This window comes from Nocardia sp. NPDC052566, assembly GCF_044547285.1.
GTDB lineage: Bacteria > Actinomycetota > Actinomycetes > Mycobacteriales > Mycobacteriaceae > Nocardia.
The window spans coordinates 952,008-974,005 of sequence record NZ_JBIUAF010000002.1 but is presented as its reverse complement, the minus strand read 5'-3'; the positions used below and the strand labels follow the sequence as shown (position 1 = coordinate 974,005).

Below are 21,998 nucleotides of genomic sequence, written 5' to 3'. Positions count from 1 at the left end.
AGCACAAATCCCTACCAGCGTCCGAGCCTCGGCCAGTGTCACCCGAAGCAGCCGCATCCCGATTGGCCTGCTGTTCGCCACATGCTCGTGACGCACGGCCTGTGGCCCCGTCCCTCCCGGCGGCCGGATACCGGCCGTCCCGCCGGATTGACCGAGCCTGCCTTGTTCGATCGAGGCATTCGGGTGCCGAGCGCAGCGAACTGGTGGTGGGCGATCGAGGCTCATCGGACCTCCTGCGTGATTACCGTTGGGGCCATGCACGTGGCCTTGTTCACCGATTTTCATCCCGCCACCCTCGGCGGGATCCAGACCTCGGTGAACGCCCAACGCCGTGGGCTGGAGCGGCTCGGTCATCGTGTCACCGTGTTCACCGCGCCCACGGCGGAATCTACCGAACCCGAGGTGGACGTGCTCGCCCTTTCCGGTCTCGGGGGGATCACGGTGAACGGGTTCGCCATGGTCGCGCCGACGGCGATGAACAATAGGCGCATCGACGCGGTGTTCCGCGAGCGCGGACCGGTCGATATCGTGCATCTGCACACCACCTACGGCGTCGCGGTCGCCGGACTGCGCGCCGCGCGACGGCACGGCATTCCGGTCGTGCAGACGGTGCACAGCCGCGACGACGCGTTCATCGAACACACCTCGCCGGCGCCGTATCTGTCCGCGCTGATCATGCGCGGTCTGCACGGACGGTTCGTCCCGCATCGCGGCCGGATGCCACGCACCACCGAATCCCGTGCCGCCCGGCACGCTTGGCGCACCATGGTCGCGCAGGCGCAGGCCGCCGATGCCGTGCTCGTGCCGAGCCGCCATTTCGCCCAGCGCTTCGTCGCGCACGGGCTGACGCGCCCGATCACGGTCATTTCCAATGGGATCGATGACGATCTGCTCGATGCGGCTCGGCAGTCCGCGACCTCCGCTCCCCCGAGCCCCGAGCGGCTGCGTGTCCTCTGGTGCGGTCGGCTCTCCGCCGAGAAGCGCCTGATGGCGGCCATCGAGGCGGTCCGGCGCGCGGAGAACTGCACCTTCGACATCTACGGCGACGGCGACCTGCGGGACCGGGCGCTGGCGGCGATCGAAGCGGGCGGCCTCGCGGAACGGGTCCGCATGCACGGCGGTGTGTGCCGAGCGGACTGCCTCACCGCGATGGCCGCCAGCGATGTATTGCTCTTTCCTTCCTCGGGTTTCGATACGCAGGGCATGGCATTGCTGGAGGCCATCGCAATGGGACTGCCCGTCCTCTACTGCGATCCCGACCTGGCCGAGACAGTGCCGGAAGGCGGCGGAATACGGCTCCCCGATACGTCCGTCGAGGCGATGGCGGCAGCACTTCGAGAACTCGCCGACGACCCGGCGCGACTGGAGCCGATGCGGAAAACCCTTGCCCCGCTGGCCGACTCCACGCGACAGTCGCGGCTGACCGAGAGCATGCTCGACGTCTATCGGTCACTCGCACCGAAAAACACTGTGCACCATCACATTCCGACCGCTCCCCGACGGATGCCGGTCCTCGGCCACAGCGTCGTCGCGCTGCGCGACGGGCTGAATTTCGTGAAGTCGCTCGCCGAGATCGGCCCGATCGTGCGCGTCTACCTCGGTCCGCGCCCCGCCTACGTGCTCACCACCCCCGATCTCATCCGCGAGGTGGGGTTCGGCACGGCGGGTGAATTCCACCGCGAGGAAATACGGGAGGCCGCACACGATGTCCTGCGCGGTGCGTCGAACGTGCTCAGCGGCACACCGCACGAACTGCGCCGCCGCATGATCGCACCGGCACTGCGCCAACGCCGATTGAACGAATATGCCACCGTCGCAACCGATATCGCGAACGCCTGGGCCACGGGACTGCCAGAGGGCCGACCACTCGACCTCATGGACGAGGCGCACCGGCTCGTCCTCGACATCATCTCCTCGACACTGTTCACCGCCGAATTCGGGGCCGACGCCAAACGGGAAGTGCGGCAGAACATCTCCTGGCTGCTCGGCCAGGTGATCCAGCGGGCCGCACTGCCGCCGCCGGTGCGCAGGCTGCGTTTTGTCGCCAACCATCGCTTCGCCGCCGAATCGGCCCGCCTGCGCGCCGAAATCGGTGCTGTCGTCACCGAATACCGCCGCGCCGATCGCGACTTCCGCGACGTACTCTCCGCGCTCGTCCGCCATACCGATACCGAAACCGGCGCGCGCCTGTCCGACGAGGAGATCATCGACGAACTCATCCTCATGCTCGCCGCCGGTGTCGGTTCCACCGCATCGATCCTGGCCTGGGTATGGCACGAGGTGCTGCGACATCCGGATATCGCCGCCGAATTGCGCAGGGAGCTGGACGATTTCGTCGGCGCGGGCCCCGTGCGTCCCGAGCATGTGACGGCACTGCCCTATCTGCACACGATCGTGCTGGAAACACTGCGCTTCTGGGGTCCGTGGGTGAGCACGCAGACCGCCGACGGGCCGGTCATCCTCGGCGGCGTCCCACTCCCCGACGGTGCGCTGATCGTGTACAGCCCGTACCTGATCCACCACAATCCGCACTACTACCCCGCCCCCGAAACCTTCGATCCCGACCGCTGGTTCACCGACCGCGTCGAGGAGATCGACAAGAAGGCGATCCTCCCGTTCGGTGTCGGCGCCCGCCACTGTCCTGGCAGCACCTTCGCCGTCATGACCATCACCCTCGCCACCGCCGCCCTCTTCACCCACTGGACGCCGACCCCCGACCCGAAGCACCGGGTACGGCCGTCGAACCGCGACTTCGTCCCCGCACCGAACCGGCTACCTGTCGAGCTACGCCCCCGCCCAACCGTGAAATGACAGCAGAAATGCCTGTTCAGACGAATATATAAATTCTTGCCGACCTGCTTTGGAAAATTTATACTCGCAGGATGTCGGAGCATGGGTTGTCCCGCGCGGAGGTGCTCGTGCTGTCGTTCCTGCTCGACCAGACAACCCCGGTCCGCCAGATTCATATCGCCGACGAAACCGGCGTCACGCAGGCGCGGGTATCGCAGATCCTCGGCGGCACCGACGCGGACGGTTGGACCGAGCGGTCGGCCGACGGCTGGTCCGCGCGACGGCTCGGCGAATTGTTCGAGCGCCTCGCGACCGCGCGGGCGCCGCGCACCGAAGCCGTCGACCGTTGGTACAGCCTGGACAACGGCCAGCGGCAGATCGAGCTGGCCATGGATCAGGCTGCCGCGCAAAATGTTTCACTCCGGGTCGGCGGCGACTGGGCGGCCGATCGGATCGCGCCGTGGCGCATCCCCGGACTCGTCGTCCTGCACTGCGATGCTCATCTCGACCTGGAACCTGCCGGTTTCGTGCCAATCGAGGACGACCGGTCCGAGGCGACCACCGAGGTGCGGGTCGGCCGCATTCCCCCCGGCTGGCGATGCGACATCGCGTTCGCGGGCGCACTCGGCGGCCCGCACGCCCAGGCATGGCCGCTCGCGCCGATCACCGAGGTGGCCAGGGAGATCCTCGCCGCGGGCGGCCCGGACGCGGCAGACGCCGTCGCCGAACTCGAACAGCGCTTCCTGAGCGCACGGGCACACCTCGGCGGCGCGGCATGAGCATCGAACTCGCCGTCGACAGTGGCTCCCGCGCCGAGGACGGCGCGTACCTCGCCCTCGCCGACGCGGCGACCGCGGCACGCGACGTCGAATCGTGGGTGGTGATCGGCGGGCACATGGTGAACCTGCATGTGCTGCGCAGCGGGGTGTCGATTCCGTTGCGCGCGACCAGGGATGCCGATCTGGCCGTCGAACTGGTGACCATCCGCGAGGGTGACCTGCTCGACCGCCTGCGGGCACTCGGCTACGACAATCCGCGCTCGGGCAACCGATTCGAACGCGTCGCCGACGGCACCGCGGCCACCATCGATCTGCTCGCACCGTCGTTCAGCACCAAGCACGTCCCCAATCTGGATGCCGGGCCGATCGCGGTGGACGGAATCCCCGCGCTGCATATCGCATTGGCCGCCGACCCGATGCGGATCGGTTTGCGCGTCACGCTGACGGACGGCCGAAAGGTGGGTGCCCTGCTCGCGATTCCGGACACAGCTACCGCGATCGCCATCAAAGCCCTTGCCTACCACCAGCGTCGGGCACCGCGCGACGCCGAGGACATCTGCCGCCTGCTCGAATGCGGTTACGCGGAGGGCATGCGGTGGCCGAGCGGCGCCACCTTCGCCGCGGCGGCCGATGTGCTGTGCGAATGTTTCGACCGGCCCGGTCGGGCGCTCACGGGCGTGAGCGGTAATCCGGCCCGGGTTCGGGCCATGGTCCGCGCACTCATCCCGCGCTGAGCTCTACTTCCGGCATCCCGCCGTCGGGAACCTCGAGTTGACAGGGTTAGGCATCGCTAACCTAAGCTCTCGGCTCATGAGCTCGACCGACACGATCACCGCCGCGCCGTGGCGGCGACGCGTGCCGGTGCTGGTCATCGGGGTCGGCGCGCTGGCGCTGTGCGTGCTGCTGAGTCTCGCGCTCGGGGCGCGGTCGGTGCCGATCGGCACGGTGGTCGAGGCGCTGTTCGGGGGTGGGAACGGCCGCGACGCGATGGTGATCACCGGCATGCGGTTGCCGCGCACCGTCATCGGGGTCGCGGTCGGTGCGGCGCTCGGGCTGGCCGGCGCCATCGTGCAGGGCATCACGCGCAATCCGCTCGCGGCGCCGACGACGCTCGGCATCAACGCGGGGGCCGGATTCGCGGTGGTCGTCGCGATATACGCGCTGCGCCTCACCCATCCGATCCAATACGTCGGCTTCGCCTTCGCGGGCGCGACGGGCGCGGCGCTGTTCACCCTCGCGCTCGGACGGCGCGCGGGCGATCTGGATCCGGTGCGGCTGGTACTCGGCGGCACGGTACTGCAATTGGTGCTGGTCTCCTGGACCTCGGCGGTGCTGCTGTTCAGCGAGCGCACCCTCGACGAGGCGCGCTTCTGGCTGGCCGGATCGATCGCCGAACGCGATCTCGGCGTGCTGGCGCCGATGCTGCCGGCGCTGATCATCGGCGCCGTCGCCGGACTCGCGATCGCGCCCGCGCTCAACGCGCTCGCGCTCGGCGACGAGACCGCGCAGGCGCTCGGAATGCCGGTGGCCCGGATTCGGCTCATCGGCATGGTCGCGGTGGTGCTGCTGGCCGGGTCGGCGGTCGCGGTCGCCGGGCCGATCGCGTTCATCGGGCTCGCGGCGCCGCATCTGGTCCGGCTGGTACTCGGCCGCGATCACCGGGTGCTGATTCCCGGCTGCCTGATCGCGGGCCCGCTGCTGCTGCTCGGCGCGGATATCGTGGGACGGCTCGTCGCCCGGCCGTCCGAATTGGAGGTCGGCATCGTCACCGCATTTCTCGGCGCACCGCTGCTCGCGGTGCTCGCACGCAAGCGTCAGGCCGGATGATGTCGCGCGATGGTTCGGTGACGATGGCGAGACGGCGTCGGCGTGCGGTGCTCGTCGGCGTGGGATGTGTTGTGGCGCTGGCGATCCTGGCCACGGTGGCGCTCACCGTCGGCGAGGTTCGGATGTCCGCGGCGACCGCGGTGCGCGCGGCCGTCGGGCTCGGCGATCCGGGCGAGGTGTACATCGTGCAGGAGTTCCGCGCGCCGCGCCTGGTGTCCGGGATCCTCGCGGGCGCGGGCCTGGCCGCGGCGGGCGCGGTATTGCAACGACTCTTCCGCAACCCGCTCGCCTCGCCGGATGTCATGGGTGTCACCGGCGGCGCCTCGTTCGGCTCGGTGCTCGTCCTCGCACTCGGCGCGAGCCAATCGCTGATTCCGCTCGGCGCGCTCGGTGGCGGCCTGCTCGCCGCGGTGCTGCTCGGCGCACTGGGCTGGCGGTCCGGACTGCCGGTCACGCGCATGGTCCTGGTCGGCCTCGCCGTGCAGGCGGGTCTGGCGGCCGCGGTGAACCTGATGGTGGTGCGCTTTCCGCGCGAGCTGGCCGGCTCCGCGCTGCAGTGGACCGCCGGTTCGCTGTACGGACGCACCTGGCCGGAAGTCCAAGGCGCGGCGCTGGCCTGCCTCGTGGTGCTGACGCTGCTGTTCCTTCAGTACCGCACCCTCGCTGTGCTCGACCTCGGCGACGAATCGGCGGGCACGCTCGGCGTCGCGGTTTCCTCGGCCCGCCTGCGACTGCTGGTGAGCACGGTGGCGCTGGGCGCGCTGGCCGCAGCGCTCACCGGACCGGTGTCGTTCGTCGCGCTCGCGGTCCCGCACCTCGTCCGGCTGCTCGTCGGCCCGCCCACCGCGGCCACCCTCGTGGTCACCGGACTGGCCGGGGCCGCGCTGCTGGTCGGCTGCGATCTGGTGGTGCAGCACCTGCTGCCCGTGCACGGCCTGCCGGTCGGCGTGCTGACCGCGACCGTCGGCGCGCCCTGGCTGCTGATCCTGCTGCTGCGCGAGAGCGGCCCTGCCTCGAGGAGAACCGCGTGACCAACGAGCTCGCCGCGCGAAACCTGAACCTGCGCTACGGCGATCGCGCGATCATCGACGAACTCGACCTGGTGCTGCCCGGCGGCGCGGTCACCGCCATCGTCGGGCCGAACGCATGCGGCAAATCCACGCTGCTGCGCGGCCTCACCCGGCTGCTGCGCCCGACCGGCGGCACGGTCACCCTGGACGGCGCCGATATCCACCGCATGTCCGCCCGAGCGCTCGCCCTGCGGCTCGGACTGCTGCCACAGCAGCCGATCACGCCGGAGGCGATCACCGTCGAGGCACTGGTCCGGCTCGGCCGCTATCCGCATCAGCGGCTGCTGCGGCCGTGGTCGGCGGACGATCAAGCGGCCGTCGACCTCGCACTGCGCCGCACCGGCACCGACGAACTGCGCGACAAGCAGGTCGACCAGCTCTCCGGCGGGCAGCGGCAACGCGCGTGGATCGCGCTGGCGCTCGCGCAGGACACCGATCTGCTGCTACTCGACGAGCCGACGACCTTCCTCGACCTGCGCCACCAGCTCGACGTGCTCGATCTGGTGGCCGACCTGCACACCGACGCGGGCCGCACCATCGTGATGGTGCTGCACGACCTCGGGCAGGCCGCCCGCTACGCCGACCACCTGGTGGTGCTGCACGACGGACGGCTCGCCGCGGCCGGCGCGCCCGCGGCGGTACTCGACGCCGATCTCGTGCGCACCGTATTCGGCGTGGACTGCCGGGTCATCCCCGACCCGGAAACCGGTACCCCGCTGGTCATTCCGCGCAGCCGCGCCGCGCGCCATGCCGCGCGCGTCTAGGCGTACCTCCGCATTCGCTCCGCCCTGCGCGAACCGGACTCCGTCCGCTGCGCATCCCCCTTCCGAAGAGAGGACCGATCATGTCCACCAGACGATTCCGGCTTTCCGGGCTCGGCCGCGTCGGCGTCGCACTGGCGGCCGCCGCGCTCGCGACGTCCGCGCTCGCGGCGTGTGGCAGCGATTCCGCCGCACCGCAATCGGTGTCGGCGGCCGATGCGATGAGCTTCCCGCGCACGGTGGACACCGTGATGGGGCAGGTCACGATCCCCCGTCCGCCCCAGCGCGTCGTCGTGCTGGATACCGCCGAGCTCGACTCCGTCACGCTGCTCGGGATGAAGCCGGTCGGCGCCGTTGTCCCGCATACGAAGACGAAGGGCGGGTTCCCGGAGTACCTGTCGGCCAAGGTGGACGGTGTCACCGATGTCGGCCCGCTGCTGGAGCCGAACCTGGAGCGGATCGCGTCGCTGAAGCCGGATCTGATCCTGTCCTCGAAGGTCAGGCACGAGAAGATCTACGGCAAGCTCAGCGGCATCGCCCCGACGGTGTTCACCGAAACCACCGGCGGCCCTTGGAAAGCCAATCTGGCGGTGCACGGCAAAGCGCTCGGCCTCGACCAGCAGGCGGCGGACGCGCTGAAGAAGTACGAGGACCGGGCCCGCGCGCTCGGCGCCGCGATCAGGGCGAAGAACAACGGCGCCATGCCGAGCGCGTCGATACTCCGCTTCCTCGCCGGTCCGACCCGGCTGTACCTGTCCAACTCCTACAGCGGCGTCGTCCTCGCCGATATCGGGCTGCCCCGCCCGCAATCCCAGGTCGCCCCTGCCGATCCGAACGCGAAGACCATGAAGGATGTCAGCCCGGAGCAGATCGACCTGGCCGATGCCGATCTGATCTTCGTCGCCACCATCGACGACCCGGACAAGACCGAGCGCAAGTCGGTCACCACCAGCCCGGTGTGGCGGGACCTGCCCGCGGTGCGCAACGGGAAGGTGGTCGACGTCTCCGACGAGATCTGGATGTCGGGCATCGGCGTCCAGGCCGCCGACCGGATGCTCGCCGATATCGCGAAGGCCACCGGCGTCGAATTCAGCTGAGCGCCTGGGTGATCAGCGTGATGTAGAGCGTGAAGACGAACAGGACCGCGGGCACGACCGGGTAGTCATCCCTGGCCGAGCGGCGGAAGGTCAGCGCACCCCAGAGCGGAATCACCAAGAGCGCCACGGGGATCCAGGCGATGACGGACCTCCGCGGTGGCACCAGGGCGATAGCGCACAGCACGGCGACGGCGGCCGCCAGTAGCACGACAGCGACGCTGCCCGCCGTGCCGAGGGCGTTCGAGTACAGCAGCGCACCGGTGCGGCGGACGCGAGAAGTCTTGCGGGCGAACTCGAAGTGCAGGAACGCGCCCGCGAAGACGATCGCGACCGCCGCCGCCTGCCAGCGCGGCCGGACCTCGCCGGTGTCCATCGCCGAGATCAGCAGGTAGGCGGTGAGAATCAGTTGCACCGGGTACGTGACGGCGAGGTTCAGCAGGATGCCGGTGCGCACAGCGGCCGACAATGTCTCCACACCCCAGAGCCCCACTCCGTAAGCCAGTGCGGCGGTGATCATTACGGCCGAGCCGACCGAGAGAACAAGGCTCGCGGCGATGACGCCGAACGCGATGACGCCCATGGCCACCCGCAGATCGGTGGCGCGCACCGCGCCCGTCACCAGCGGACGGTCCGGGTGATGGACGCGGTCGTAGCCGAGATCCTTCTGCTCGTCGACCATGCGCAGGTACAGCAGTACGAACGCGATGACGCCGATGCGCACCGCCGTCGCGGCGCTCGGACGCCACGGCTGCGCATGCGAGACAACGGCGGCCGTCCCCTCCACCGCGAGCACCCACAGGACGGCGTACAGCAGATAGTGCGGCTTATACATCACCGCGGTGAATCGGGCTGTGCGGGTGAGCGATCCGACCGCGCGGGCGGGCGCGCCCATCAGGTGCTCCAGCGATCCCATTGGGTGACCTCGGCCGCGGATCGCCGGGGACCCGCGGCGCCCGAGCCGGGCAGCAAATGCGCGACCGGGAGCAGCGCGACCTGGGTGACCTCGTCGAACGGTATGCCGAGCAGGTCGGCCACCTCGCGCTCATAGGCCAGGTGAGCGGTGGTGATGGTGGATCCGAGGCCGCGATCGTGCAGGGCGAGCAGAAAATTCCAGACGGCGGGATAGACGGAGCCGTAGAAGCCGGCCAGGCGCAACGGATCCGACGGCGGGCGGCCGATCGAGCAGCAGAGCACCAGGGCGGGTACCTCGTGCATGGTGGCGGCCAGCCGCCCGCCGGAGGCCAGGTCGCCGAGCTGGTCGGCGCGCGGCGTGCGGGTGGAAAGGTAAGCGGCGAAACCCTTCCGGTAGTACGCGGCGATCTCACGCCGCAGGTCGACGTCCTGGACGACGAGGAAGCGCCACGGCTGCCGATTGGTGCCGCTCGGCGCGTGCACCGCGATCTCGAGGCAGGCGAGCAGGTCGTGCCGCGCCACCGGGCGGGTCAGATCGAGACGCCTGCGGAAGGCCCTGGTCGTCATCAACAGGTCGGCGTCCATGTGGCCTCACCGCCCGTCGATCTCGGCGAATTCGAGCTCGACCCGCGCCGCCATCGCACCCGACTGCGTGATCGCACAGTGGATCACCGTGCGACCGACGTCGCGTCCGACGATCTCCGCGCGGCACACCGCGGGCCGGTCCAGTTCGACGAAACGCTCGAAAGTACTTGCCACCCCGTCCAATCGGGGCATCCGGCGGATCACCAGTGACAGCGCGGTCTGCCTGCACGCCTCGATCATCAGGCTGCCGGGCACATGGTCGAGCTGATGGTCGAACAGGAACGGATGTCCGAGATCCGCGACCAGCGGCGCACTCGCGATGGGCCCGCGCAGATCCGGGGGTCCGATCACGACATTGCGCCAGTTCTCCCGGCCGACGAGTTCCGTCGGCGCGCGGTCGCGCGGCGCGCAGCCGCCGCGAAAGGGGCCGAGCCCCAGGCCGTTCCTGGCCGCCGCGCGCAGCGCGGACCACTGGCGGGGCGTGGTCCAGGAGAACGAGCCGTCGACGGTCATCATCGGCGTACCCGCGGATTCGATATCGAGCACCATGTCGAGGCCGTACAGCGCCGTGCCACGGTGATGGCGGCGCGGCACCCGCACCCGCATCACCAGATCCGCGGGGGCGGTGCCGATCTCCCACGCCACGCGGTCGGCGCCCGCGCCGTTGAAGGTGCGCACGATGAACGCCATCTCGGCGGGCACGCCGTAGAACTCGTGGGTCAGCGCGATCGCCGCCTGCCGCGCCGCCTCCATCACCAGCAGCGGATCGTGACGCAGGCCGAGCGATCCGGCGTGATCGCCGTAATAGGCATGCATGCGCGGCAATTGGGCGCCGACGACGAATTCGTCCGTACCGACGGCATCCAGCGAAGTGACGAACACCTCCGATACCGCGCACCGGTGCGCCAGCTCCCGTGGAATGGTGCGCACATGGCTCGCGGTCTTCACGGTCTCGACATTCACGATCGAACCTCCGACTGTCCGGTCCGCATGGGAAGTACATAGGATCCGAGCACGATCACCGACCACGGATCGAGCGCGCGGCCTTCGGCCCACGCGGCGTGGAGCAATCGCGCACTGCCCGTGGTGGTCTCGGCGTCGGGCGGTGCGGCGATGCCCGCGCGCGCGAGGTCATCGAGTATCCGGTGGAGCGCCGCAGCACGGTCGAAGCCGCGGGCGGGCGCCTCGGCGTAGAGGTCGTCCGCGATCGCCGCGGCCTCGTCGGTGCGGTCCGCACCGATGCCCGCCTCGGCGATCACCGCGGCCCGTACGCGCTCGTCGAAATAGATGGCCAGCTCGCGCAGCACGTCGGCGGGATCGTCGGGCGTATGCACCAGATTCAGCAGGTAGCTGTGGTTGCCGAGCAGATGGCGCAGCTCGCCCGGTCGGCGCTTGCGCGGGTCGGTCGCACCCTTCGCCTCGGTGAACCGCACCGGGACCGGCAGCGCGCCGTCGTCGGCGTGCACCACGAGCACGAGCACATCGCAGATACCGGCCAGCAGATCGGCCAGTCGCCTGCGCTCCGGCGAGGCGATATTCCAGGCGAAGTACCAGAGCGCACGGATCATATGCCGGTCCGCCGCAAGGCGTCTGGCCGCGACCACCCGGAACCCGTTGTCGCGCAACCACTCCAGCGTCGGCCGCACCGCGCGCGCGACGACGGCGTCCGGTTTGAGCAGCAGCAGCGAGTGCTCCCTGGTGAATTTCGTGGCATCGACGCCGAGCCGGTCGAGCTGTTCGGCCGTCTCCTGCACGTAGGTGTCCTCGGCATAGGCGGCGGCCTTCTCCGGCGACGTCAGCGTGGCGAGCAGATCCCGCAGCGGTTCGTTCACCGCACGACTCCTTTGCGATCGTGGCGCGCGAGCACATCCTCGATGGCGGGCAGCGGCACGCCCAGATACCCGGACTCCAGGCAGTGGTCGAGCAGCAGCCGCAGATACTCCTTTCCGGTGGGCGGCGACGGCCTGCCGAGCAGCACATCGGCATGCGCGGTGTCGAATACCGGCCGCCGCCGGAAGTAGCTGGTGTAGAGCGCGCCGATGCGCCGGTAGTACTCCAGCTCGATCTCGCCGAGATCGTCCTCGGCGAAGCTCGTTTCGGGCACGAAGGTGGCGACGGCGAACGACGGGTATTCGGCGAGCACGTCGGATACTTCGCGCAGCGACAAGGCGTCCCGGCCGAGTGCGTGCAAGGTGCGCCGCTCCGCGGAGTCGAAATCCAGTACGGCCGCGGCGATGACGTCGGCCACGTGATCCACCGGCGCCAGTGCCAGCGTCGCATCGTAGCGGCCGGGCAGCGTGCGCAGTTTGCCCTCGACGATGAGCTTCAGGACCGTGTAGAAGTTCTTGTATTCGCGGATCGCGCCGGTCTCGCGCGCACCGCTGACGATGCCCGGCCGCACGATCGCCCAGCGCAGCCCCGACGCGCGCACCAACTGCTCGGCACGAAACTTGCTGTCCTCGTAGCCGTTTCCGAACAGCTGGCCCTCGTCGAGCTGATCCTCGGTGACGACACCGCCGCGCAGGCCGCAGACATAGGCGGTGCTGACGTGGACGAGCGGGATATCCCACCGGCGCGCCAGCTCGATCGCGTGCGCGGTGCCGCCGACGTTGAGTTCCTCGTATTGTGCTCGGCCGGCGTCGAATGCGGTGGTGGCGGCGCAGTGCACCAGGACGCCGACCCGCTCGGACAGATCCTCGGCATCGGGCTTCGACAGCCCGAACCCGCGCCGCCGGATATCGCCCGCCAGCGCGCTGCCCGCCCGCAGCACCGTGCCGTCGTTGCGGACGATGCGCGCATTGCGGTGCAGCACCGCGGCGACCGGCCTGCTCGCCGCGGCCAGGCGCGCGACCACCTCGGCGCCGACCGATCCCGATGCGCCGGTGACCAATACCGTGTCCCGCTCACTCACCGCCGCTCCTCCAGCGCCGCGGTGACCAGGTCGACCACCTCACCGACGCGCCAGACCCCGGCCAGTTCATCCGGGCGGTAGCGCGGCAGGCCGAAGCTGCGTTCCAGCACCACGGTCAGCTCCATCAGCCGTAGCGAATCGAACCCGAGATCCTGCACGAGGCGGTGCTCGTCGGCCGGACACGCACGCTGATCGGGCGCCATCGCGTGGATGAGCTCGCGCACCCGAACGGCGGTATCGGTGCTGCGCTGGTTCATTACGGCCCGCCTTTGCGGAGATGCGGTTGCCTGCCGCCGGAGGTGAGAAGATCGCGGGCCTCGTCGAGCGGCAGTTCGGTATCGAGATAGCCGGCGACGCGCAGCCAGTCGTAGCCGACCGCCAGGGTGCGCCGCCACTGCTCGCCGGAGTCGAAGGACGCGGGGAACCCGACGCCGCCGGCCACCGAGCGCACCGAGGTCACGAATTCATCGAGCACGGTGACGGCGGCGATGGTGTCGCCACCGGCCGCGATGAGCTCCGAGAATCGCTGTTGTTCCGCCGATTCCAGAGTAGCGAGCAGCGCGGCGCGCCGCGTGACACCGAACGGTAACAACCTGCGCAGGGTGGCGGCGGGCGCGACGTCGGCGGGCAGCGGATGAATACCGCACGCGGACAACAGCACCCGCACACCCATGGCGATCATCCGGTGCGCGGCGATATCGGCGACACCGCCCTGCGCGTCCTTGACCGCGCCGGCGAGGTCCTCCCTGGCGTTCTCCAGCACGATATTCGACCAGATCAGATCGAGTGCGCAGCCGGTGAACCGGTCGGCGGGCAGCGGCGAGAGCGTGGCGATCGCCTCGTCGCGTGCCGCGCCGGTGATACCGACCGCGGGGGTGCTCGCGCTCGGTATCGGCGTGTACGGCGCGACCGGTTTGCACATGGCCAGCGCGGGCGTGATGGGTTCGTCACCGATGGATTCGGCGCCGCGCCAACGCAATCCGACCAGGCCGAGGCGGATGAACTCCGCCAGGTCGGCACCGATGTCCTCGGGTGAGCGGGCCAAGACGGCATGGAGCGAATGCCCGAATACGACCGACCGCCAGGCGCGGGCGCCGCGGTCGGACAGTACGAAAACGTCCCGGTCGCCGCGGATCACATGCACACGCGGCCCGATCGCCCAGGTGGTGACCTTCGGTACGCGGGCGAACAGCACCTGGTCCCGGTCGTCGGCCACGCCGGTGACTCCGAGCGCGGCAGCCAGTTCCAGCGCTTGCTGCCAGGTGGTGTCACGTGCCCCCGCGGCGATTTCGCCATGCGCCTCGGGTGGGGACTCGGGCTGACTCACAGCTCGATCCCACACGCACGGGTCGGCAAGCTCCCGATACCGGTCGACGAGGGCGTCATGGCCGATTCGATCGAGCTGCCGCGGGAGCCATTTGGTCTCCAGATAACCCTCACCGCGCCAAGCGGCCCAGCCCTTCATCGCCTGCAACAGGCCGTCACGCATCCATCCGAGCGCCTCGTCGCGCGCTCCGAGCGCGCGCAGCGCGACGGCGAAACGCAGCGCCTGCCTGGCACGTCCGGTCCACCAGTCGGTCATGAGGGTGGTGAACGCGGAATACGGCACCGGCGCACGCAGCCGCTCGATATCGACCACTCCCGCACGAACAACGGTGGCCCGCAGGAACCGCTGACATCGGTTCAGCAGATCCTCATCGAGCTCGGCGGCCGCCGCGGCCGCGGCGACCCGCGCCAACTGTCGTCGCAACTGCCCCTCGGATCGCGTGCGGACCTCCACCCGCCGACCGTCTATGAACAGCACCGTCGGCAACGTCGGCAGTTTCTCGTCGCCGCGCTCGATCACCAGGAAATCCACGTCGGACCCGGCATTGCCGAATCCCTCAGCCAGCGATCCCTCCAGCAGCACTGCCGAATCAGGCAGTACGGCAACGCTTTCCAATGACATCTCGAGCAGTCGACGCATCCGTTCGCCAGCCAGCGACGGCGAATCATCTACCCGGTGCCCTGGCGTAACCGAGGATCCTGGTTCACTGTTCGGCATACCGGAGGTTTCCGCGCTCGCGTCGTCGGCGGGGCGACTTGCGACCGTCTCGTGGGCACGGGAACCCGCATCGGTCGCGCGCATGGGCGAATCCATGTCGGCATCGTGCATGGTGGTTCGCTCGAGCTCACCAGAGCACAACAGCTGCCACATGTGGCGGCGGCGCGGTTTGCCGCTGGAGGTGCGGCGGATCGAGCCGACCGGCCCGGTGACAATGCTGACTGTCAGAGCCGGGCCGAGCTCGGCGCGAATGATTCTGCGCGCCTGCGTAATCCAGTCGCCGGGCGCCACCTCCGCAAACAGGGCAATACCGTCCGCGCCGGGTTCGGTGATCGCGACAGCGGCCAGTTTCCCCCTGGGCACACCGGTTTCCGCCGCGACACGGGATTCGATGTCCTCCATGAAGATCGAGCGGCCACGCACCTTCAGACTCGTCCCCATTCGGCCGAGCACGAAAACCTCACCGCGATACCGGAACCCGGCGTCACCCGTGAACAGCGTGCCGTCGACGATCCGGGTCGCCCCACCTGCACCGATCTGCCCGCCACAGCCACCCGGCCCGCCGGAGCGATCGAATTCATTCGAGTAGCCCAGTGCGACGGACTGACCGGCTACCACCAGCTCGCCCAGCGTGCCGTCGGGCAGTTGGTGTCCGTCTGCGCCGACCACGGTGATCGTCGACTCAGCTGTCGACGAACCGAGCCCGGTGAGCCAACCCGCACCGTCGAGCCGGTGTGTGTCGTCGAGCAGTTCCTCGTCGAGCACCGTGACCGGTTCACCGAATCGCAGTGTCGCCGTGTCGATCCGAAGCGCGGTGATCGGTTGCTGCCGTACAGAGGCGCAGACGAGCACGGTTGCCTCGGCCAGGCCATAGGCAAGGGTGTAGGCGTTCATCGAAAAGCCTTGCCTGCCGGTCAGATCCGCGAAGGCCTCGAGGTCGGCCACCTGAATCGGATCGGAACCGACGGCGAGGGTGCGCCAGCCGGATAGGTCGAGTCCGGCGATCTCCTCGGACCGGATTCGGTGTGCGGCATAGCCGAGCGCGAACGAGGGTGACGGCGCGTGTTGCGCGTTCGCCATCGCGCGTAGCCAGCGCAGTGGATCGCGCACGAACTGGTCGGGGCGCATGAGGTAGAGGTCGCCCTGGTTGGTGACGGTGGTGAGGAAGGCGCCGACGAGGCCCATATCGTGGTACAGGGGTAGCCACGAGACCAGTGATTCGCCTGTCCGCCAGTCGATCAGGCGCGAGATCATCGCGATATTGGTCGCGAGGTTGCGCCAGCTGATCCGCACGCCGCGCGGCACTCCGGTGGACCCCGAGGTGAATTGCAGGAGCGCGCATTCGCCCGGTTCCCCGAGCTCGCGCACGGCGGGCGGATGGCGCAGGGATTCCTCGGTGATCACCAGCGGCTCGTCGGTGCGGCCGGCCGCGCGCATCGCACCGTGCACCAGGTCGGCGAATTCCGGCGTGGTCAGCACCAGCCGCGGCTTCGCCTGGGCCAGGATCGCCGCGGTGTGCCCGGTGGCCCGCACCGCATCGCCGAACAGCGGCGGCCCGATCGGCGTGCACACCCCACCGCATGCCCACACCGCGTAAAAGGCTGCGGCGCAGGGGAATCCGGTCGGCATGAGCACGCAGACCGCCTCGCCGCCGCCGAGGCCATGCGACCGCATCAGCGCCGCGATCGCCCAGGCCTGCTCGGCCAGGTCGGTGTAGGTCGAATAGGTCCAGCCGTCCGCCTCGTCGGCCAGATGGATGCCGGTGCTGTGCGCCGGCCGGACCAGCCAGTTGCGCACCGCCGCTACATCTTTGCGGTCATTCATCGACGCCTCCCGCGGCCAGCACGGTCACCGTTCCCGCGGCACCGTCGACGCGAATGCGCATGCCGGTCCGTATCGCCTGCGTGACGCCCTTGACCTGAACCACCGTCGGCACCCCCAATTCCCGTGCCACGATCGCGATATGGGTGAGCGGGCTGCCGCGCTCGATCACCAGCGCCGCGGCCGACGGCAGCGCCGCGACCCAGCCCGGATCGGTGCGGTAGGCCACCAGGATGCCGCCCGCGACATCACCGGGCTCGGTGACCACCACCGCGCGGCCCTCCACCACGCCCGTCGCGGACGGCGTACCCGACAGCACGGCGCCCGCGACGGCCGCCGGGGTATCGGTGATCGGCACCCAGCCCTGCCCCGCCAGCTCGGCACGCCCGAACCGGGACCCCCTGGTGACGAACCGCGCCGGCGCGACAAGTCCGGCATCCCTGGCGCGCTGCGCCTTTCGAGCCGTCACCAGCCCGCGCAGGGCTTCGGTGTCCGCTCCTTCGTAGCAGCCACGCAGCTCACCGACGGTCAGGAAGAACACGTCGGCGAACTCGTCGAGCACACCGCGACCGGCCAGATCGCGCCCCATGGCCCGGATCATCCGCTTCACCATGCCGAATGCCCTGGTCCGGCAGAAGCGCAACCGTTCACGATGCGCGGCGCACCGAGATACCTTGCGGCGCAACAACTCATAGCCCCGGCGGCGCATGCCGCGCAGGTGCGCGTCGAGATACTCCTCGGCCTCGTCACGCCGCGACGGCGAACCAGCGCCCACCTGCCCCACGGCGCTGCGCACCATGAGGAACAAGCCGCCGGGTTCCTCGCGCAGATCCGGTGTCTCCAGCTTCAATTCGTCGAGGCTGCGATAGCCGTACCGGTCGAGATAGTCGTCGACCATGGCCACGATGTCGTCACGCCCGGCCGCACACAACGCGGCGTAGGCCTGATCCGGTGCGACGGAATCGATCAGCGAGCGCAGGCCGTGATCGGCACGCACCACGGTGGCGAGCGCACGCAACGCCTTCGCGGGTTCGGCCGATTCGACCTCCGCACCCGGCCCGGCCACCGCGTACATGAACCATTCCGGCGCCTTCGGCAGCAGCAGCCTGGTGAGCAGGTACAGCAACCCGGTGCAGGTCAGCAGGATCGCGTCGAGCACCATCAGCGGACCCCAGCGCCGCACCAGTTCCCGATCGACCCGCCGATACGCCGCGTAGGCATGCGCACCGGACAGCGTGGTGTAGTCGATGGCGTCGTATTCGTCGTAGACGAGATAGAAGTCGGTCATGAACCGCGCGACGAGCTCATCGATGGCGAACAGCCGCCGCAGGTAGACCGCGGAAGTCACCGCGCGCGACCACCATCGCGCTGGCGCACAGCCGAAAGTGAAGGGGCGCAGTGTCTTCGCGATATCGTCGGCAAGAGGTTCGGCGACTCCGAGCGCCGCCTCGAGTACCCGCCGATTGAGCGGATAACCGGGTGCGATCCCGACCATCCGATACCAGTGCAGCAGGTTGTAGTAGACCCGGCCGTGAAAGTAGCCGAGCAGCACCGGAGTCCACGCGTCGGTCTGGCGCAGCTGGTCCGGCGGCACCCGCAGCGACGCCGCGTAACCGCGATAGACCCGGCCGTAGATATCGGCGGCGGTGGTGTAGGTCAGCGGCGAGGTGAGGCCGCTGAAGCTCTCGATGATGTTGGAGTTGTCCCAGATTCGCGACTCACCGTCGGCGACGAGTTCGCCCGCGCCACAGAGGATCGCATCGGACCGCGGTACAGCGGTAATCGGCCGGGCCTGCAACAGCCAGAGCCCCTCGTCGTCGATCGCCCACTCCACATCCTGCGGCGCGGCACCACCGCGCCGGAGGTCGCGGCCGATCTCGACCAGCCCGGCTATCTCGCTGTCCGACAACACCATTCGAGCCCGGCGCGCCGGATCGACCGCGCGCACCACACAGCCCTGCGCCACCGACGGCGCGTAATACCGGTCCTTGTCCCCCACCGTCGTCTCGCACACCGCACCCGAATCTCGGTCGACGACCACCGAATCCGCGTCCACCGCACCCGAGACCAGCCCCTCACCGAGCCCGTACACGGCGCTGATCACCATCTCGCCGGCGGCACCCGAGATCGGGTTCACGGTGCACAGCACACCGCTGCACCGCGCCGCGATCAACCGCTGCAGCACCACCGCCGCGCCACCGGCGGGCCCGAGCCCGTGCGCGAAGGCATAGCGCAACGCTCGTTCGGAGAAGGCCGAGGCCCAGCACTCGCGCACCCGGTCGGCGACCGCGTCCGCACCGGTGACGTTCAGGAACGAATCGAACTGGCCCGCGTAGGAGTGCACCGCACCGTCCTCGGCGACCATCGAGGACCGCACGGCGATCGGGCCGCCGAGCCGGTCGCAGGCCGCCGCGATCAAGGCGGAGATCGCCGAGGGCAGCGAAGCCGAAACGATCGCGGCGCGCAGCGACGACGCCGCGCCGAGCGCCCGATCGAGCTCATCGGCGCCGACGACCCGCGCTACCAGACGGTCGAGATCGTTCGCCGCGGTGAAGTTCGCGAACACATCGGTGCCGAGCACCGCCCATTCCGGCACCCGGAAACCGGCGTTGTGCAGCGTGTGCAGCCCACGCGCCTTCCCGCCGCCGAGTGCGGCGACGGTCTCGATATCGGCCCATGGTCCGAGCACCTGCACGGGCATCTCTCCCATCACCCCGGTTCATCGCGCCGAGGCAGGGAACCGCGGCCCGAACAAGCCGAGCAGAAAACAGAAGGGGTTGTTTGGGTATATCCGAGAATTCACCGTGGCGTTAGCGGGTAACCGTCCGGCACGGAATTGGTCGCCCGACCTGAGACGTCGATTAGGCTACCTCCAAGCTCGGGTGTGTTGGATGGGATGTGATTCGGCGTGGGTTGGACCTTCACACCGGACGAGTTCGCTCATGTCTGGCGGGAAACCGAACTGGATCGCCATCCCTATCCGCTGCGCGTGCTCGAGACGCCGCGCACCGAGGACGAGGCCGCCGCACTGCGGTCGCGGCTCACCGAGCGGCTGCCGCTGTGCGGCGACCCCGACCTGTCGGCCTGCCTGCGCATCATGGCCCGTCCGCACACCAGGATCGTCGGGATCGGCGGGACCCACCAGCCGGGCAGCGAGATCAGGCTGCTCGCCTGCGCGATCTTCGGCCACGGCGTGCTCGCGGTCCAGGAGCCGGGCCGATCGCACGATTACGGTGGCCGCATTCGCATTTCGATCGGGCGCAGCAGCGGCCTCGGCGCCAGGATCGCCGCGCTGCTGCCGAGCACGCCCGCCGGGCGCGAGCCCGCGCGTACCGCGACCTCGGAGGCGGTGCGCGACGGCGAGGTAGTGGTGGCCGCCCAGCCCGCCGCGCCACGGATTCGCCGGCTGCTGCTCAAACCGCATACCGCGGAAGGGCACCTCCGCATCGAAGCGCGGCTGGACGCGCCGACGCCGCTCCCACCGGTCCACTACACATGGATCGATGTGCAGGGCGACGGCAGATATCTGATCAAAGCGGACAGCACGGTGCACATCGTGCCCGCCTCAGCTGAACAGATTGCCGCACAGCTGCAGAAGCGCATTCCCGCGCAGGCCGGGTGAGGAACCGGGCGTTCGTTTAGGCTGAGCGAACCGACTGAGCTCAGGGGTGCGTGAGATGACGATCGAGACCAGCCGCGCCGATATCGCCCGCTTCAAAGAGCAGGCCAAGGCAGGCACCGTCAGATTCGATCCTGCTGCGGCGCGCAAATGCGCCGAAATGTATGAACACCAAGCGGATCGGCTCATCTACCTGCAGCAACGCCTCGAATCATGCACCGACGCCAAGGGATTCGGCGGATTCGTCTCGGCGCAGCAGCTGCAGGCCGGTTTCGGGCACAAGGCCCGCGACGCGGCCGCGCTGCTCGATCACTACATCGAGGCCGCCTACCGGATGAAAGAGGCATTCCTGCTGAGCGCCGGGCTGTTCGAGGAGGCCGACGCCGCCAACGCCGCCGCGCTGCGCGCCATCGAGTCGAGGCTGCCCCGATGAGGGCGTCGCGTCGCGAGGTGACGCCGTGAGTGGTACCGATCCCAACTACATCAACTCGATGGAACATTTCGAGTCGATGCCGCACGAGGAGATCTTCGCCAAGGCACAGCAGATCGATGCCGGCGAGATCCTGCGCGAATCGGTGACCTGGTTGGAGGCCGCAGGCACGCTCACCACGTCCTTTCCGCTGACCCGCGGTGGCGTCGACCGGGTGATGAACTCGGTGAACTGGCAGGGCGCGACCGCCGATGCCGCCTATGCCAGCACTCGCAGCTTCGCCTCGTCGGTGGATGAGCTCGCCGCGGTGATGGGTCAGGTCGGCGCCCGGCTCGGCACGGTGGCCGCCGCGGCCGAGGCGGTGAAGATCGCGGTGGTGCCGCCCGGTGGCACCGGCCCGATCGGCGCGGTGGCGAAACTGCTGGAGGCCGCGCACGTGATCGATGCGCAGATGGCGCAGGAGGCGCTGCGCCAGGAGGCCGTCATGGCGATGAACATGATCTACAAACCGGCGTACACCATGGCGGGCACCGGCGTTCCCGCACTACCCGCCCCACCCGCCATGCCCGGTGCGCCGGGCACCAAAGCGCCCGGCGGACAACAGCCGGACAGCTCGCCGGGTTCGGGCCGCCCGCCGAAGCAGCCCACCGAACCGCCCGCCCATGAGCCACCCGCCGCACCGAGCGTCCCCTCACGCCCGGAATCACAAGCGCCCCAACCTGTTCCGCCGCAACCAAACCCACAACCGTCACCACAGCCGCCCCCGCCGCAGCCCACCCCGCCGCCACGGCCGGACCCAGCACCCATGCCCCCGGCACAGGAAGCACCACCGCCGAGCCCCGCTCCTGCTCCACCGAGCTCTGCCCCGCCACCACCGAGCCCTGCTCCCGTACCACCGAGCTCAGCGCCACCGCCGAGCCCGCCTCCGGCGCCTGCTCCACCGAGCCAGGCACCACCACCGCCCCCGGCACCCGAAGCCCCACCCCCGAGCCCACCACCACCGCCCCCGGCACCGCCACAAACCGGTTTCCCGCTCCCGGACCCCGGCGGCCAGCCCGGTGTCACCGGCCCGGTCCCCGACGGCGAATCCGCGCCGCCATCGAGCACTCAGCCCGGCGTGGTCCCGACCCAGCCGAAGTGAGCTGACTTCCCGCACCTCAATTGACTTCCCGCACACCGAATCGCATGCGAAACGGTATGCGGCAGACCAAGAGTGCGCGGGAGGTCAGATCTTCACCAGGTCGTCGACGTGGACTACCACGCGGCGCATGGTTTTTCCGGGAGTTCGGCGGTGGAGCGGCCGAGCACAGCCGCCAGCCGCCGAATCGCATGCGAAACCGTGGGCGGAAATC

18 protein-coding genes are annotated in these 21,998 nt (G+C 69.5%); 10 read left to right on the top strand and 8 right to left on the bottom strand.

All coding sequences use genetic code 11. The annotated features are described in order from the left end of the window. Window positions 1–255 precede the first annotated feature (255 nt). The 7 genes from ACIG5A_RS11410 to ACIG5A_RS11380 all read left to right on the top strand — a co-directional run bounded on the left by ACIG5A_RS11410 (window position 256) and on the right by ACIG5A_RS11380 (window position 8,324). Window positions 256–2,811: a cytochrome P450 gene (locus tag ACIG5A_RS11410; RefSeq protein ID WP_397240067.1), complete on the top strand. Its 2,556-nt coding sequence runs from the start codon at window positions 256–258 to the stop codon at window positions 2,809–2,811. 71 nt (window positions 2,812–2,882) lie between these two features. Then, window positions 2,883–3,569, top strand: a complete 687-nt coding sequence (locus ACIG5A_RS11405) for a MarR family transcriptional regulator (protein ID WP_397240066.1) — start codon at window positions 2,883–2,885, stop codon at window positions 3,567–3,569. After that, on the top strand, window positions 3,566–4,303 hold the full coding sequence (locus tag ACIG5A_RS11400) for a hypothetical protein (RefSeq protein WP_397240065.1): 738 nt from the start codon (window positions 3,566–3,568) through the stop codon (window positions 4,301–4,303). The genes ACIG5A_RS11405 and ACIG5A_RS11400 overlap by 4 nt, the downstream gene beginning before the upstream one ends. A gap of 76 nt (window positions 4,304–4,379) precedes the next feature. Then, on the top strand, window positions 4,380–5,396 hold the full coding sequence (locus ACIG5A_RS11395; RefSeq protein ID WP_397240064.1) for a FecCD family ABC transporter permease: 1,017 nt from the start codon (window positions 4,380–4,382) through the stop codon (window positions 5,394–5,396). A gap of 23 nt (window positions 5,397–5,419) precedes the next feature. After that, window positions 5,420–6,427, top strand: coding sequence for a FecCD family ABC transporter permease (locus ACIG5A_RS11390; protein ID WP_397240063.1), 1,008 nt, complete (start codon window positions 5,420–5,422; stop codon window positions 6,425–6,427). After that, the gene (locus tag ACIG5A_RS11385; RefSeq protein WP_397240062.1) at window positions 6,424–7,230 is read left to right on the top strand and encodes an ABC transporter ATP-binding protein; all 807 of its coding nucleotides are present in this window, start codon (window positions 6,424–6,426) and stop codon (window positions 7,228–7,230) included. Before ACIG5A_RS11390 ends, ACIG5A_RS11385 begins: the two co-directional genes overlap by 4 nt. A gap of 80 nt (window positions 7,231–7,310) precedes the next feature. Then, window positions 7,311–8,324 (top strand): ABC transporter substrate-binding protein, encoded by a 1,014-nt coding sequence (locus ACIG5A_RS11380; protein ID WP_397240061.1) that lies wholly within the window; start codon window positions 7,311–7,313, stop codon window positions 8,322–8,324. Here ACIG5A_RS11380 and ACIG5A_RS11375 read toward each other — a convergent pair. The 8 genes from ACIG5A_RS11375 to ACIG5A_RS11340 are packed head-to-tail and all read right to left on the bottom strand — an operon-like array spanning window position 8,317 to window position 19,307. Continuing rightward, window positions 8,317–9,237 (bottom strand): hypothetical protein, encoded by a 921-nt coding sequence (locus ACIG5A_RS11375; RefSeq protein WP_397240060.1) that lies wholly within the window; start codon window positions 9,235–9,237, stop codon window positions 8,317–8,319. The two genes, ACIG5A_RS11380 and ACIG5A_RS11375, sit on opposite strands and share 8 nt — an antisense overlap. After that, on the bottom strand, window positions 9,216–9,821 hold the full coding sequence (locus ACIG5A_RS11370) for a nitroreductase family protein (RefSeq protein ID WP_397240059.1): 606 nt from the start codon (window positions 9,819–9,821) through the stop codon (window positions 9,216–9,218). The genes ACIG5A_RS11375 and ACIG5A_RS11370 overlap by 22 nt, the downstream gene beginning before the upstream one ends. 6 nt (window positions 9,822–9,827) lie before the next feature. Continuing rightward, complete coding sequence (locus ACIG5A_RS11365) at window positions 9,828–10,784, bottom strand: ScbA/BarX family gamma-butyrolactone biosynthesis protein (protein WP_397240058.1); 957 nt, start codon at window positions 10,782–10,784, stop codon at window positions 9,828–9,830. Then, on the bottom strand, window positions 10,781–11,653 hold the full coding sequence (locus tag ACIG5A_RS11360; RefSeq protein WP_397240057.1) for a nucleoside-diphosphate kinase: 873 nt from the start codon (window positions 11,651–11,653) through the stop codon (window positions 10,781–10,783). Before ACIG5A_RS11360 ends, ACIG5A_RS11365 begins: the two co-directional genes overlap by 4 nt. After that, window positions 11,650–12,732, bottom strand: coding sequence for an SDR family oxidoreductase (locus ACIG5A_RS11355; RefSeq protein WP_397240056.1), 1,083 nt, complete (start codon window positions 12,730–12,732; stop codon window positions 11,650–11,652). The genes ACIG5A_RS11360 and ACIG5A_RS11355 overlap by 4 nt, the downstream gene beginning before the upstream one ends. Next, the gene (locus ACIG5A_RS11350; RefSeq protein ID WP_397240055.1) at window positions 12,729–12,989 is read right to left on the bottom strand and encodes an acyl carrier protein; all 261 of its coding nucleotides are present in this window, start codon (window positions 12,987–12,989) and stop codon (window positions 12,729–12,731) included. Before ACIG5A_RS11350 ends, ACIG5A_RS11355 begins: the two co-directional genes overlap by 4 nt. Then, entirely contained in the window at window positions 12,989–16,600 is a 3,612-nt protein-coding gene (locus ACIG5A_RS11345; RefSeq protein WP_397240054.1) for an AMP-binding protein, read from the bottom strand. Before ACIG5A_RS11345 ends, ACIG5A_RS11350 begins: the two co-directional genes overlap by 1 nt. Beyond that, entirely contained in the window at window positions 16,593–19,307 is a 2,715-nt protein-coding gene (locus ACIG5A_RS11340; RefSeq protein ID WP_397240053.1) for a phosphoenolpyruvate synthase, read from the bottom strand. Before ACIG5A_RS11340 ends, ACIG5A_RS11345 begins: the two co-directional genes overlap by 8 nt. A gap of 198 nt (window positions 19,308–19,505) precedes the next feature. Between ACIG5A_RS11340 and ACIG5A_RS11335 the strand changes: the two genes are divergently transcribed. From ACIG5A_RS11335 to ACIG5A_RS11325, 3 genes are read left to right on the top strand one after another with little or no spacing between them, the layout of a single operon-like run. Beyond that, window positions 19,506–20,219, top strand: coding sequence for an ESX secretion-associated protein EspG (locus ACIG5A_RS11335; RefSeq protein ID WP_397240052.1), 714 nt, complete (start codon window positions 19,506–19,508; stop codon window positions 20,217–20,219). A 55-nt stretch (window positions 20,220–20,274) separates the two neighbouring features. Beyond that, on the top strand, window positions 20,275–20,649 hold the full coding sequence (locus ACIG5A_RS11330; RefSeq protein ID WP_397240051.1) for a hypothetical protein: 375 nt from the start codon (window positions 20,275–20,277) through the stop codon (window positions 20,647–20,649). Between the two features lie 25 nt (window positions 20,650–20,674). Further along, a complete protein-coding gene (locus ACIG5A_RS11325; protein ID WP_397240050.1) occupies window positions 20,675–21,787 on the top strand; it encodes a hypothetical protein in 1,113 nt (370 codons plus the stop codon). Window positions 21,788–21,998 lie beyond the last annotated feature (211 nt).